The following is a 13,346-nucleotide window of genomic DNA, read 5'->3' as shown; positions in this document are numbered from 1 at the left end:
ATGAGCCGCTCCGGGGGCCCGGACGTCGGGGCGGGCGTGCTGCTGCGCGCCTACCTGCGACGTGACCGGTGGATGCTGTTCTGGTGGACGATCGGCGGCGCCGTCCTCTACTGGAGCCAGGCGGTCAGCGTGGAGGGGCTGTACACCTCGCAGGCGGAGTTCGACCGCGCGGCCGCGGCGATGGGGAGCAACCCCGCCCTGGTCGCGATGGCCGGCCCCGCGCGGGCGTTGAACACCGTGGGGGGCCAGGTCACCTGGCAGGCGACGGCGTTCGGCGCCATCGTGGCCGGCCTGATGAGCATGTTCCTGGTCGGTCGCCACACCCGTGCCGAGGAGGAGAGCGGGCGCGACGAGCTGGTCCGTGCCTCGGCGATCGGGCGGCGGGCGCCGGTCACCGCCACGGTGCTCGAGGTGGTCGTCGCGAACGTGCTGCTCGGTGCGCTGATCGCGGTCAGCCTGATCGTCGTGCCCCTCGCCGTCGCGGACTCGGTCGCCCTCGGCGTCGGTGCCGCGCTGTGCGGCGTGGCGTTCGGCGGGGTGGCGCTGGTCGCGGCCCAGCTCACCTCGACCACCCGGGCCACCTACGGCATCACCGGTGCCGCGATGGCGGCCGCCTACGCGCTGCGGGCGGTCGGCGACGTCGGAAACGAGGCCCTGTCGTGGCTGAGCCCGATCGGCTGGTACCAGCGCATGTACGCCTTCTCCGGTCTCCGCTGGTGGCCGGCCCTGCTGCTGCTCGCGTTGGCGGTGGTGATGCTGGTGGCGGCGTACGCCGTCCTCGAGCGGCGCGACATCGGGTCGGGGATCTTCGCGGCACGCCCGGGTCCGGCCACCGCCGCCCGGCGGCTCGGGACGCCGGTGGGTCTGGCGTGGCGGCTGCAGCGCGGGACCGTCGTCGGCTGGGCCCTGGGCCTGGGCTTCACCGGGCTGGCCTACGGCTCGATCGGCGACAGCGCCGGCGACCTGATCGGTGACAACGAGGCCGCCGCCGAGATGATGACGGCGGGCGGGGGCGACATGGTGGCCGGCTTCCAGGCGGTGTCGATGGTGATGCTGGCGCTGCTGACGGCCGGCTTCGCCATCTCCTCGGCGTTGCGGCCCCGGACCGAGGAGGAGTCCGGGCGGGTCGAGCCGGTGCTCGCGACCGCCACGTCCCGGACCCGGTGGCTGCTGGGCAACGTGGTCGTGACGGTCGCCGGCTCCGCGCTGGTGCTCGGGGTGGCGGGACTGGGCATGGGGCTCGGCTACGTGCTGGTGACGGGCAAGGAGGAGGCCCTGTGGCGGATGACGTGGCAGACCCTCACCTGGCTCCCCGCCGTGCTGGTCCTCTCGGGCCTGACCCGGCTGCTCCACGGCGTACGGCCCCGGCTGGCGACCTTCGGCTGGCTCGGGCTCGGGTACGCCGTCGTGGTGCTGGTCCTGGCCGAGATCCTGCAGTTCCCCGACTGGATGCGCGACCTGTCGCCGTTCGAGCACCTCGCCCTGGTGCCCGCCGTCGACTTCGACCCGACGGCGTTCGCGGCCGTGCTCGCGGTCGCCACGCTGCTGGGCGTCGGAGGCTGGTTGGCCTTCCTGCGGCGGGACGTGGGCTAACGTCCCTGCCATGTGGGAGCCGGAGCCGGACTGGCATCCGCTGCCGGGTGGCACCGGGACGTCGACGGTGGGGGTCTGGCGCGCCGCCATCGGCGACCAGCCGGTGGTCGTCAAGCGCCTCGCCCGCCCTGCCCCGCACGACCCTGCCGAGCTGTCGGACCCCACCCACGTCGGCTACTGGCGCCGGGAGGCCGACGTCCTGGCCACGGGCATCGTGAGCCGGACCGACGGCCTGCGGGCGCCGACCGCGGCGGTCGAGGAGGACCCCGAGGGCCTCACCATCACCCGCGAGTGGGTCGAGGACGCCGCGAGCAGCGGGCTGTTCGTCGCGATGGCGCTCGGTCGGTTCGCCGGGAGCCTGGCCGCCCGGCCGCGGTTCCTGGCCCGCGACCAGCTCCGCGACCGGCTGGCACGCACCGAGCGGCGCGGTGGCTGGCCCACCCTCGCCCGGACCCCCGTCGCCGACGTCGCCGACCACCTGTGGCGCCGCCGGCAGGCGATGCTGGAGCGGGTCGAGGCGCTGCCGCAGGTGCCGCAGCACGGCGATCCTGCGCCGGCGAACCTCCCCGGCCGCGACCACGACCACGTCGTCGCCATCGACTGGGCGATGCTCGGCATCGGGCACGTGGGCAGCGACCTCGGCCTCTACGCGCTGGCGGCCCGCGAGGAGTTCGAGCCCCTGGTGGAGGCCTACCTGATGGGCCTCGCGCCCGGGCTCGCCACCGAGGAGGACGTGGTCGAGGGAGCGCGGATCACCGTCGTCTACACCGCCCTGAGCCGCGCCGAGTGGGCGCTCGAGCGGGTCAGCACCGGGGAGGGCGCCCTGGTGTCGAAGTTCCGGCACCCCGCCGTGGCTCCCCACCTGCGGGCGTTGCAGCGGCAGTTCCCGCAGGTCGAGGCGTTGCTCGACGACTGAGGCGCTCAGAGCGAGGACGCCGCGAACGTGTCGCACGCCTCGAGCGTGCCCTCCTCGTAGCCGGTCATGAACCACCGCTGCCGCTGCTCGGCGGAGCCGTGCGTCCACTCCGCCGGGTTGACCCGGCCGGTCGTCCGGTCCTGGATCCGGTCGTCACCGACCGCCTTGGCCGCGGCGATCGCCTGGTCGATGTCGTCGCGGGTCAGCTCGCTGATGAACGCCTCCCCGGACGCGTCGCTCGCCGTCGTCGCGCTGCCGGTCCACATGCCGGCGTAGCAGTCGGCCTGGAGCTCCAGCCGGACCGCGTCGCTCTCGGGACCCTGCTGGGTGCGGACCCGCCCCATGGTGCCCATCAGGTTCTGGATGTGGTGGCCGTACTCGTGGGCGAGCACGTACGGCTCGACGAAGTCACCCGCCGGCCCGCCCAGGCCGCCCTGGAGGACGTCCTCGAAGAACGTCGTGTCGAGGTAGATCCCGCGGTCGGGCGGGCAGTAGAACGGCCCCACGTCGGACGTCGCCCGCCCGCAGCCGGTGTCGACCGCGCCGCTGAAGGTGCGCATCACCCGCTCCGGCTCGAACTCGGTCCCCGACTGGGCCGGAAGGGTCTCCGACCAGTAGGCGGTCAGCGAGTTCTCCACGGCCACCCGCGCGCAGTCGACGCTCTCGTTGGCGTCGGCGCCGTCCTGGCAGCTCGCGTAGCGCTGGCTGTCGCCGCCACCGACGCGTGAGGTGTCGAGGGCGTCGTCGACCGAGGGGGCGCCGCCTCCTCCGTCGCCGGTGAGCTGGAGCACGACGAACACCACCAGCACGATGACCGCGACGATGCCGCCGCCACCGGCGGTCGCCCCGCCGGGGATGCGCACCGCCGGGCCGCTGCGCCCGGCACGCCCGCGGCCAGCGCCGCTGTCGCGGACCCGGCTGGTGTCGAGCCGGGCCTTCGGGTTGAACCGCACTCCGAGCTCCTCATCCGGGTCGTCCCGCCGATTGCGGGCGGACCCGCGTGCCCACCTAGGCTAGCGACCCTGATGATCACCGCCCACCAGCTCGAGGTCCGTGCCGGGGCGCGACTGCTGATGGCCGAGGTCGACTTCCGCGTCGCAGCGGGCGACAAGATCGGCCTGGTCGGCCGCAACGGCGCCGGCAAGACCACCCTCACCCGGATCCTCGCCGGCGAGGCGCTGCCGGCCTCCGGACGCGTGCAGCGCACGGGTGACGTCGGCTACCTGCCGCAGGACCCGCGGACCGGCGACCCCGAGGTGATCGCCCGCGACCGGATCCTGTCCGCGCGCGGCCTCGACGACGTCGTACGGCGGCTGCGGGAGGCCGAGGTCGAGATGGCGAGCGACGACCCGGAGGTGCACGAGCGCGGCATGCGTCGCTACACGCGGGCCGACACCGAGCTGCACGCCGGCGGGGGCTACGCCGCCGAGTCCGAGGCGGCCCGGATCGCGAGCAGCCTCGGGATCGAGGAGCGGATCCTCACCCAGCCGCTGCGGACCCTGTCCGGTGGACAGCGGCGGCGCGTGGAGCTGGCCCGGATCCTGTTCTCCGGCGCCGACACGCTGCTGCTGGACGAGCCGACCAACCACCTCGACGCCGACTCGATCGTCTGGTTGCGGGAGTTCCTCAAGGCCCACTCCGGCGGCCTGGTCGTGATCAGCCACGACACCGCGCTGCTCGGCCAGACCGTCAACCGGGTGCTCCACCTCGACGCCAACCGGGCCGAGGTCGACGTCTACAACATGGGCTGGTCGGCGTACCTGCAGCAGCGGGAGACCGACGAGAAGCGACGCAAGCGGGAGCGGGCCAACGCCGAGAGCAAGGCCAAGGCGCTCACCGACCAGGCCAACCGGATGAGAGCCAAGGCCACCAAGGCGCAGGCCGCGCAGTCGATGCTCAAGCGCGCCGAGCGCCTGATGGCGGGGGTCGAGGGGGAGCGGCGTGCCGACCGGGTGGCGCGGATCGCCTTCCCGGCCCCGGCGCCGTGCGGGAAGACCCCGCTCACCGCGGCCGAGCTGTCGAAGTCCTACGGCTCGCTCGAGGTCTTCACCGACGTCGACCTGGCGATCGACCGCGGGAGCCGGGTCGTGGTGCTGGGCCTGAACGGCGCCGGCAAGACGACGCTCCTGCGGATCCTCGGTGGCGTCGACGCTCCCGACACCGGACAGGTGGTGCCCGGCCACGGCCTGAAGCTCGGCTACTACGCCCAGGAGCACGAGACGCTCGACGTCGGGCGGACCGTGCTGGAGAACCTGCACGCCGCCGCACCGCAGCTGACCGACACCGAGGCCCGGTCGGTGCTCGGCTCCTTCCTGTTCTCCGGCGACGACGCCCACAAGCCGGCCGACGTGCTCTCCGGCGGCGAGAAGACCCGGCTCGCCCTGGCCATCCTCGTCGTCTCGTCGGCCAACGTGCTGCTGCTCGACGAGCCCACCAACAACCTCGACCCGGCCTCGCGCGAGGAGGTGCTCGCCGCCATCCGCGAGTACGCCGGGGCGATCATCCTGGTCACCCACGACGAGGGGGCCGTCCAGGCGCTCCACCCCGACCGGGTGCTGATCCTGCCCGACGGCGTCGAGGACCTCTGGTCCGCCGACTACGCCGACCTGGTGTCGCTGGCCTGACCGGCCCGCCGTCGGACCCCGCTGACATGCTGGGGGCATGAGCCACCCCATTCGAATGCTCGCTTCGCTCCGCTTCGAACAGGGACCCCGACGATGACGCCCGAGGAGCTCCGGCACGCCGGCCTGCGCTACGACGTGAGCGGTGCGGTCGCGACCATCACCCTCGACCGGCCCGAGGTGCGCAACGCGCAGACCCCGACGATGTGGCGCGCGCTGGCCCGGATCGGGGACCGGATCGGCGACGACGTACGCGCCGTCGTCGTCCGGGGCGAGGGCCCGACGTTCTCGGCGGGCCTCGACCGGGCCGTGCTCGCCCCCGGTGGCGGTGACGGCCAGGAGACCGTGGCGGGGCTGCTCGCCCTCGACGACGACGCCATGGCGGCCACCATCGACGACTACCAGCGGGGTTTCACCTTCCTCCGCGACCCGCGCTTCGTGTCGGTCGCCGCGGTCCAGGGCCACGCCGTCGGCGCGGGGTTCCAGCTCGCCCTGGCGTGCGACCTGAGGGTCGTCGCGCACGACGCGCAGCTCGCCATGCTGGAGTCGACCCTGGGGCTGGTGCCCGACCTGACGGGAACAAAGCCGCTCGTCCAGTGCGTTGGATACCCCAGAGCACTGGAGATCTGCGTCACCGCCCGGATGGTGGGGGCCGAGGAGGCCGTCGCCATCGGGCTCGCGACCGCAGCCGTGCCGCCCGACGAGCTGGACGACGCCGTCGCCGACCTGGTGGCAGCCTTGACCGCACCGAGGCCCGGTGTGGTCGCCGAGACCAAGGCGCTGCTGCTGGGCGCCGGCGACCAGGACCTCGACGGGCAGCGGCGGCGGGAGCGGGAGGCGCAGGTACGCCGGTTCCGCGAGCTGGCCCGGACCTGGGGCGGATGAACCGCCGGCCGCCGCCGGCCCGACAGGAGGAGAGCAGGTGTCGCTGAGCACGGGGATGGGGCCGGCGTGGCGCCACATGCGCACCGACCGCGAGGAGGCCGGCCAGGCGAAGATCGCCCAGGGCACGGTCCGGCGGGTGGTGTCGTACGCCCGACCCCACCGCGGCACGATCGCGGTCTTCCTCGCGGTCACGGCCTTCGACGCCGCGCTGGTGGTCGTCAACCCGCTGCTGCTGCAGCGGATCGTCGACGACGGGATCGTGGGCGGCAACGGCCGCCTGGTGACCGTGCTGGCGCTGGCCATGGCGGGCGTCGCGCTGGTGGGCGCCCTGCTCTCGGTGCTGGGAGGCTGGCTCTCCGCCAAGATCGGCGAAGGCCTGATCCTGGACCTGCGCAGCCGGGTGTTCGCCCACGTCCAGCGGCAGTCGCTCGCCTTCTTCACCCGCACCCAGACCGGCGCCCTGGTCTCCCGGCTCAACAACGACGTCATCGGCGCCCAACGGGCGTTCACCTCGACCCTGTCCAGCACCGTGTCGAGCTCGGTCTCGGTGGTGGTCGTGGGCATCGCGATGCTCGCGCTCAGCTGGGAGGTCACGCTCCTCTGCCTGGCGTTGTTCCCGGTCCTGCTGCTCGCGTCGCGGCTCGTGAGCCGACGGCTCGCGAAGCTCACCCGGGAGCAGATGGACGGCAACGCCGACATGGGCAACGTGATGACCGAGCGGTTCAACGTCGGCGGCGCCATGCTGCTCAAGCTGTTCGGTCGCCGCGAGGAGGAGGACGACCTGTTCACCTCGCGGGCCCGGCACGTCCGCGACCTCGGCGTCCGGATCACGCTGGTGAGCCGGATCTTCGTGGCGGCGATGCTGCTCGTCCCGGCGCTCGCCACCGCGGTCGTCTACGGCGTCGGGGGGCACCTGGTGCTGTCCGGCACCCTCACCGTCGGCACCGTGATCGCCCTCGGCACGCTGCTGGTGCGGCTGCTCGGGCCGCTGCAGAGCCTCTCCAACGTCCGGATCGACGTGCTGACCGCGCTGGTGAGCTTCGACCGGGTCTTCGAGGTGCTCGACCTCCCGTCGACGATCCAGGAGAAGCCCGACGCCGTCGCCCTCCCACGCACCGCGTCGTCCCTGGAGTTCGACCACGTCTCCTTCACCTACCCGCGGGCCGACGAGATCTCGCTCGCCTCGCTGGAGACCGTGGCGCGGCCCGACTCGCGCGACACCGGCCAGGTGCTCACCGACGTCTCCTTCCGCGCGGACCCCGGCGAGATGGTCGCCCTGGTCGGCCCGTCCGGCGCCGGCAAGACCACGATCACCCACCTCGTCGCCCGCCTCTACGACGCCGGCGACGGCACCGTCCGGGTCGGTGGGCGCGACGTCCGCGACGTCACCCTGCAGTCGCTGGAGGACGTCGTCGGGTACGTCACCCAGGACGCCCACATGTTCCACGACACCGTCGGCGCCAACCTGCGCTACGCCCGGCCCGACGCGACGGAGGTCGAGGTCTGGGCCGCGCTCGAGGCCGCCCAGATCGCCACGCTCGTGCGCACCCTCCCCGACGGGCTGGACACGGTCGTGGGTGACCGGGGCTACCGGCTCTCCGGCGGCGAGCGGCAGCGGCTCGCCATCGCGCGGCTGCTGCTGAAGGCACCCGCCATCGTGGTCCTCGACGAGGCGACCGCGCACCTCGACAGCGAGTCCGAGGCCGCCGTCCAGCGGGCCCTCGACGCCGCCCTCGAGGGTCGGACCTCGCTCGTGATCGCCCACCGGCTCTCCACGGTGCGCGACGCCGACCGGATCCTCGTGGTGGCCGACGGCCGGATCGTGCAGGCCGGCACCCACGCCGAGCTGCTCGCCCGGGGCGGGCTGTACGCCGACCTCCACCGGACCCAGTACTTCGACGAGGACGCCCCGGTCGCGTAGCCGCGGGACCGGCCCCAGGGTCCTTGGTTCCGAGGCGCCGTCGCGACCTCGCACGCTCGGCCGCGGGCCTGCTCAACCGGCTCCCCACGCCGGACGCTCCTGCGTCGCGTCCGGCCCTGGGGTCTTTGGTTTCGACGCGCCGTCGCGACCTCGCACGCTCGGTCGCGGGCTTGCTCAACCCGTCTCCCCACGCCGGACGCTCCTGCGTCGCGTCCGGCTAGGGTCGACGCATGGATCTCGAGCTGCAGGACCGGGTGTACCTCGTCACGGGCGGCGGCCGCGGTCTCGGCCGCGCGACGGCCGAGGTGCTCGTCGCCGAGGGGGCGCGGGTCGTGCTGTCCGGACGGGACGGTGACATCCTCGACACCGCGGCCGCCGAGCTGGGTGACTCCGCCCGCCCGGTCGTCGCCGACAACGCCGACCCCGAGACCCCGGCGCGGCTGATGAGCGCCGCCCAGGACGCGTGGGGCCGGGTCGACGGCGCGTTGGTCTCGGTCGGGGGCCCGCCGGTCGGCCCGGTCACCGACGTGACCGACCAGCAGTGGACCGACTCCTTCGCGTCGGTCTTCCTGGGCGCCGTACGACTGTGCCGGGAGGTCGGGCCGCAGCTGCCCCACGGCGGATCGCTGGCGCTGGTGCTCTCCACGAGCGTGCACAGCCCGCTGCCCAACATGGCGGTGTCCAACGGGTTCCGCCCCGGCCTGGCGATGGTCGCCAAGCAGCTCTCCGACGAGCTCGGGCCCCAGGGCGTCCGGGTCAACGGGCTGCTGCCCGGTCGCGTCGGCACCGACCGGGTCGCCGAGCTGGACGCCCTGACCGGCGACGCCGAGGCCGCGCGGCAGCGGATGGTCGCGCAGATCCCGCTGGGCCGCTACGGCGAGCCCGAGGAGTTCGGCCGGGTCGCGGCCTTCCTGCTCTCGCCGGCCGCGTCGTTCCTCACCGGCATCATGCTGCCGGTCGACGGCGGCATGACCCGCACCTTCTGACCCTCCTCCTTCGTCGCGCCGCGGCGCGGGGACCCACGTCGCTCGTCCCACGCCAGGTAGCCGAACCCGACGAGCGCCAGCAGCCCGAAGAACCACCACTGCAGGCCGTAGAAGAAGTGCGGCCCGTTGTCGAGCTCGGGCAGCTCGGGCGGCGCGAGGGGGGTCTCGGGCGCCGGGTCCTCGTCGCGCAGGTCGACGAACCCGCCGTAGACCTCGCGGTCGACCGCCTCCCCGATCCGCTCGCTGGACACCGCCCGGGTCGAGAGGTCGGTGACGACGGTGCTGTCGTCGGTGGCGTCGCGGCGCAGCCAGCCGGTGACGGTCACCTCGCCCTCCGGTGGGGCGGGGACGTCGCCGGCGTCGGTCCCGCGGTTGTCCGAGGCGACCCAGCCCCGGTCGACCAGCACGGCCGTCCCGTCGTCGGTGACCAGCGGCACCACCACGTCGACGCCCGAGGCGCCGTCGCGGGTCCGGTAGCGCACGATCACGGTGTCGTCGACGGCGTACGTCCCGGTCGCGGTGACCACCCGCCACTCGTCGTCGGCGGCGACCTCCCGGCCCGGCGCCGTCAGCTCGTCCACCGGCGTCACCGGCGCCGCCTCGTTGCGCTCCACGATCGCGTTGCGGGCCTGCCGGTCCTCCAGCCGCCCGAACTGCCACTCGCCCAGCCACCACGCGAGCCACGCCAGCAGCGCGACGACGACCGCGAAGACGATCCACCGTCGGCTGAGCAGGAAGCGCCAGGACCGCACCCGTCGAGGCTATCCGGCCCGCGGGCGCCCTGCGTGGGCAGCCGGTCCCCCCCTACACTCGGGACCGTGGAGCCGATGCTGCTGCAGGACCGCTACGGCCGGGTCGCGACCGACCTCCGGGTGTCGCTGACCGACCGGTGCAATCTCCGCTGCTCCTACTGCATGCCCGCCGAGGGGCTCGACTGGCTGCCCGGCGACGAGGTGCTCACCGACGACGAGGTGGTGCGCCTGGTCGACATCGGGGTGCGCCTGCTCGGGATCCGCGAGGTGCGGTTCACCGGTGGTGAGCCGCTCGTACGCCGCGGGCTGGTCGACATCGTCCGACGCACTCGCGAGGCGGGCCCCGACCTCGAGCTGAGCCTGACCACCAACGCGCTCGGGCTGGCCCGGACCGCCACCGCGCTGCGCGACGCCGGGCTCGACCGGGTCAACGTCAGCCTCGACACCGTCCGGCGCGACACCTTCGAGACCATCACCCGGCGCGACCGGCTGCACGACGTGCTGGGCGGGCTCGCCGCCGCCCACGACGCCGGTCTCACCCCCGTCAAGGTCAACGCCGTGCTCCTGCGCGGCGTCAACGACGACCAGGCACCCGAGCTGCTCCGCTGGGCCGTCGGTGAGGGCTACCAGCTGCGGTTCATCGAGCAGATGCCGCTCGACGCCCAGCACGACTGGAGCCGGGCCGAGATGGTGACCGCCGAGGAGATCTTCGAGCGGCTGGGGGAGGCGTTCGACCTGACCCCCGCCGCCGAACCCCGGGGGAGCGCGCCCGCCGAGCTGTTCCTGGTCGACGGCGGGCCGGCGACGGTGGGCGTGATCGCCTCGGTGACCCGGCCGTTCTGCGGCGACTGCGACCGGGTGCGGCTCACCGCCGACGGCCAGGTCCGCAACTGCCTGTTCGCCCGCGAGGAGTCCGACCTGCGCACCTCGCTGCGCAACGGTGCGTCCGACGAGGAGATCGCCGAGCGCTGGGTGATCGCGATGCGCGGCAAGCGCGCCGGCCACGGCATCGACGACCCGTCGTTCCTGCAGCCCGACCGCCCGATGTCGGCCATCGGGGGTTAGCTCACGCAGGGCCGGGGTCGTCCGGGGCCTCCGCCGCCGGCACCACGTCGCGCAGGAACCTTCGCGCGGTCAGGAAGTCGGCCAGCGACGCCCGGTGCTCGTCGCACGCCAGCCAGGTCTTCCGGCGGTCGGGGGTGTGCAGCCGCGGGTTGTTCCAGACCAGGGCCCAGACGGCGTCGGCCTGGCAGCCGCGCGCGCTGCACGTCGGCCGGTCGTCGTCCATGTCCGTCCTCTTCCTGTCCGCGAAATGCAGGAAGCCGGACGACCACGGGGGAGGACGTCCGGCTCCTGAGAACTGCGACGGGGGAGACACAGTTCGACGAGCAGTCTGGCAGTCCGCGCCAGAAAGTCAAATACTGTCCTATCCGCGCGGCGTGCCGTCGTCCTCGCCGGCGGTGAGCTCCGGTCGACCGGGCGGCGTCCCCCGCAGCGCGAAGTCGTCGGACTTCGTCGTCACCGCGTTGGCCATCACGACCGCGACGTACGGCAGCACCAGCGCCCCGACGACCAGCACCCACCGCAGCCAGCCGGGACCCACGAGGACCGCGGCGACGAAGCAGACGGTGCGGATGCCCATCGAGACCACGTAGCGACGCTGCCGGCGGGCGATGTCGTCGGCTCGGCTGCTCGCGGCGGTCGTGATCCGGACCGCGCTGGTGTCCCGGGCCATGCCTCGACTGTACGTCGCTACCATCCAGTGACCCAGACACCCGTCGTCCCGTCCAGGAGGAGCCACCGTGTCCAGCCGCACCTACCGCGTCACCGAGATCGTCGGGACCTCGCCCGAGGGCATCGACCAGGCCGTCCGCAACGGCATCGAGCGCGCCGCCCGGACCCTGCGCCACGTCGACTGGTTCGAGGTCACCCAGGTCCGGGGCCACGTCCTGGACGGCACCGTCGACCACTTCCAGGTCGGGATGAAGGTCGGCTTCCGGCTCGAGGACGACTGACGTCCGTGGACGCCGGAGCCGGTTCGGCCTACCGCGCGGTAATCACTAGCGTCGGTGCCCGTGACTGACACCCCCGAGACCGAGCCCAGATCCGTCCTCGTGACCGGCGGCAACCGCGGCATCGGTCGCGCCATCGCGGAGGCGTTCCTCGCCCGGGGTGACCGGGTCGCCGTGACCAGCCGCAGCGGCGGCGGCCCCGACGCGGCCCTCGACCTGGTCTGCGACATCACCGACCCGGTTGCCGTCGACGAGGCGTTCGGCACCATCGAGGCCGAGCACGGGCCGGTCGAGGTCCTGGTGGCCAACGCCGGCGTCACCGCCGACACCCTGCTGCTGCGGATGAGCGAGGACGACTGGTCGAAGGTCATCGACACCAACCTCACGGCGTCGTTCCGACTGGCCAAGCGGGCCGCCAAGGGGATGCTCCGGCTGCGGCGCGGCCGGATCGTGCTGATCTCCTCGGTGGTGGGCCTGCTGGGGTCGGCCGGGCAGGTCAACTACGCCGCCTCCAAGGCCGGCCTGGTCGGCATGGCGCGGTCGCTGTCGCGCGAGCTCGGCTCGCGCTCGATCACGACCAACGTGGTCGCGCCCGGGTTCGTCGACACCGAGATGACCGCTGTGCTCACCGACGAGCAGAAGGCCACGATCAAGCAGCAGGTGCCGCTGCAGCGCTACGGCACCCCGGAGGAGATCGCCGCGGCCGTGATGTGGCTGACCGGCGAGCGGGGCGGCTACGTGACCGGAGCCGTGATCCCGGTCGACGGCGGACTCGGAATGGGGCACTGATGGGAATCCTGGACGGCAAGCGGGTCCTCGTCGCGGGCGTGACGATGGACTCCTCGATCGGCTTCGCGGTCGCGCGGATCGCGCAGGAGCAGGGCGCGACCGTGCTGATCTCCAACTTCGGCCGCGCGCTCGGCATCACCCGCAGGATCGCCAAGCGGCTGCCCGCCGAGCCCCCCGTGCTCGAGCTCGACGTCACCGACCAGTCCCACCTCGACGGGCTCGAGGCCGCGGTGCGGGAGCACGTCGACGGGCTCGACGGAGTCGTCCACTCGATCGCCTACGGCAACCCCGAGACGCTGCTCGGCGGCAAGTTCATGGACGGGCCGTGGGAGGACGTCGCGCAGGCGGTGCAGGTGTCGGCGTACTCCCTCAAGGCGCTGGCCGTGGCCTGCCGCCCGCTCATGGGCGAGGGCGGCTCCGTGGTCGGCATGACCTTCGACGCGACGCAGGCCTGGCCGGCGTACGACTGGATGGGGGTGGCCAAGGCGGGCCTGGAGTCGACCTCCCGCTACCTGGCCCGCGACCTCGGCCCCGACGGCATCCGCTGCAACCTGGTGTCGGCCGGCCCGCTCAAGACGCTGGCCGCCAAGGCGATCCCCGGGTTCGAGGGCCTGGAGTCGATGTGGAAGGACCGCGCGCCCCTGGGCTGGGACGAGACCGACCAGGTCCCCACCGCACGCGCCGTCTGCGCGCTGCTCAGTGACCTCTTCCCGGCCACCACCGGCGAGATCGTCCACGTCGACGGCGGCTTCCACGCCATGGGCGCCTGACGCACAGCGCCGACCCGTCACCAGTGCAGGTCCGGAGACCGTCGAGCCGTCACTGGGGCAGGTTCCACGGCCGCTGAACCGTCACGTGTGCACGTCGGAAG

14 protein-coding genes are annotated in these 13,346 nt (G+C 73.5%); 10 read left to right on the top strand and 4 right to left on the bottom strand.

Annotated elements, in window-relative coordinates; all coding sequences use genetic code 11:
- Both ACQ1X7_RS12265 and ACQ1X7_RS12260 read left to right on the top strand, forming a co-directional pair.
- On the top strand, positions 1-1,593 hold the full coding sequence (locus ACQ1X7_RS12265) for an ABC transporter permease (protein WP_432478483.1): 1,593 nt from the start codon (positions 1-3) through the stop codon (positions 1,591-1,593).
- A 10-nt stretch (positions 1,594-1,603) separates the two neighbouring features.
- Positions 1,604-2,509 carry a phosphotransferase gene (locus ACQ1X7_RS12260; RefSeq protein WP_432478482.1) on the top strand — a complete coding sequence of 302 codons (906 nt, stop codon included), beginning with the start codon at positions 1,604-1,606 and terminating at the stop codon, positions 2,507-2,509.
- Positions 2,510-2,514: 5 nt separating this feature from the next.
- Here the strand turns inward: ACQ1X7_RS12260 and ypfJ are convergent, their stop codons facing one another.
- A complete protein-coding gene (gene ypfJ, locus ACQ1X7_RS12255; RefSeq protein WP_432478481.1) occupies positions 2,515-3,462 on the bottom strand; it encodes a KPN_02809 family neutral zinc metallopeptidase in 948 nt (315 codons plus the stop codon).
- Between the two features lie 72 nt (positions 3,463-3,534).
- On the opposite strand from ypfJ, the gene ACQ1X7_RS12250 reads away from it, so the two are divergent.
- The 4 genes from ACQ1X7_RS12250 to ACQ1X7_RS12235 all read left to right on the top strand — a co-directional run bounded on the left by ACQ1X7_RS12250 (position 3,535) and on the right by ACQ1X7_RS12235 (position 8,922).
- Positions 3,535-5,133, top strand: coding sequence for an ABC-F family ATP-binding cassette domain-containing protein (locus ACQ1X7_RS12250; RefSeq protein ID WP_432478480.1), 1,599 nt, complete (start codon positions 3,535-3,537; stop codon positions 5,131-5,133).
- Positions 5,134-5,226: 93 nt separating this feature from the next.
- The gene (locus ACQ1X7_RS12245) at positions 5,227-6,015 is read left to right on the top strand and encodes an enoyl-CoA hydratase/isomerase family protein (protein ID WP_432478479.1); all 789 of its coding nucleotides are present in this window, start codon (positions 5,227-5,229) and stop codon (positions 6,013-6,015) included.
- Between the two features lie 55 nt (positions 6,016-6,070).
- Entirely contained in the window at positions 6,071-7,936 is a 1,866-nt protein-coding gene (locus ACQ1X7_RS12240) for an ABC transporter ATP-binding protein (RefSeq protein ID WP_432478762.1), read from the top strand.
- A gap of 230 nt (positions 7,937-8,166) precedes the next feature.
- On the top strand, positions 8,167-8,922 hold the full coding sequence (locus tag ACQ1X7_RS12235; RefSeq protein ID WP_432478478.1) for an SDR family oxidoreductase: 756 nt from the start codon (positions 8,167-8,169) through the stop codon (positions 8,920-8,922).
- On the opposite strand, the gene ACQ1X7_RS12230 is transcribed toward ACQ1X7_RS12235, so the two are convergent.
- The gene (locus ACQ1X7_RS12230; protein WP_432478477.1) at positions 8,808-9,674 is read right to left on the bottom strand and encodes an SURF1 family cytochrome oxidase biogenesis protein; all 867 of its coding nucleotides are present in this window, start codon (positions 9,672-9,674) and stop codon (positions 8,808-8,810) included. The two genes, ACQ1X7_RS12235 and ACQ1X7_RS12230, sit on opposite strands and share 115 nt — an antisense overlap.
- A 75-nt stretch (positions 9,675-9,749) precedes the next feature.
- Here ACQ1X7_RS12230 and moaA point away from each other — a divergent pair, with 75 nt between their 5' ends.
- Positions 9,750-10,739 carry a GTP 3',8-cyclase MoaA gene (gene moaA / locus ACQ1X7_RS12225; protein ID WP_432478761.1) on the top strand — a complete coding sequence of 330 codons (990 nt, stop codon included), beginning with the start codon at positions 9,750-9,752 and terminating at the stop codon, positions 10,737-10,739.
- A 1-nt stretch (position 10,740) separates the two neighbouring features.
- On the opposite strand, the gene ACQ1X7_RS12220 is transcribed toward moaA, so the two are convergent.
- Together ACQ1X7_RS12220 and ACQ1X7_RS12215 are read right to left on the bottom strand one after the other, a co-directional pair.
- A complete protein-coding gene (locus ACQ1X7_RS12220; protein WP_432478476.1) occupies positions 10,741-10,962 on the bottom strand; it encodes a hypothetical protein in 222 nt (73 codons plus the stop codon).
- Between the two features lie 138 nt (positions 10,963-11,100).
- Entirely contained in the window at positions 11,101-11,409 is a 309-nt protein-coding gene (locus tag ACQ1X7_RS12215) for a DUF3099 domain-containing protein (RefSeq protein WP_432478475.1), read from the bottom strand.
- A 67-nt stretch (positions 11,410-11,476) separates the two neighbouring features.
- On the opposite strand from ACQ1X7_RS12215, the gene ACQ1X7_RS12210 reads away from it, so the two are divergent.
- The 3 genes from ACQ1X7_RS12210 to fabI are packed head-to-tail and all read left to right on the top strand — an operon-like array spanning position 11,477 to position 13,245.
- Positions 11,477-11,689 (top strand): dodecin, encoded by a 213-nt coding sequence (locus ACQ1X7_RS12210; RefSeq protein WP_432478474.1) that lies wholly within the window; start codon positions 11,477-11,479, stop codon positions 11,687-11,689.
- 60 nt (positions 11,690-11,749) lie between these two features.
- Positions 11,750-12,475, top strand: a complete 726-nt coding sequence (fabG, locus tag ACQ1X7_RS12205) for a 3-oxoacyl-ACP reductase FabG (protein WP_432478473.1) — start codon at positions 11,750-11,752, stop codon at positions 12,473-12,475.
- Complete coding sequence (gene fabI / locus ACQ1X7_RS12200; protein WP_432478472.1) at positions 12,475-13,245, top strand: enoyl-ACP reductase FabI; 771 nt, start codon at positions 12,475-12,477, stop codon at positions 13,243-13,245. Before fabG ends, fabI begins: the two co-directional genes overlap by 1 nt.
- The last annotated feature ends 101 nt before the right edge of the window (positions 13,246-13,346 follow it).

This window comes from Nocardioides sp. GXQ0305 (assembly GCF_050880345.1).
Taxonomy (GTDB): Bacteria; Actinomycetota; Actinomycetes; order Propionibacteriales; family Nocardioidaceae; genus Nocardioides.
This window is presented reverse-complemented; position numbering and strand designations above follow the sequence as displayed.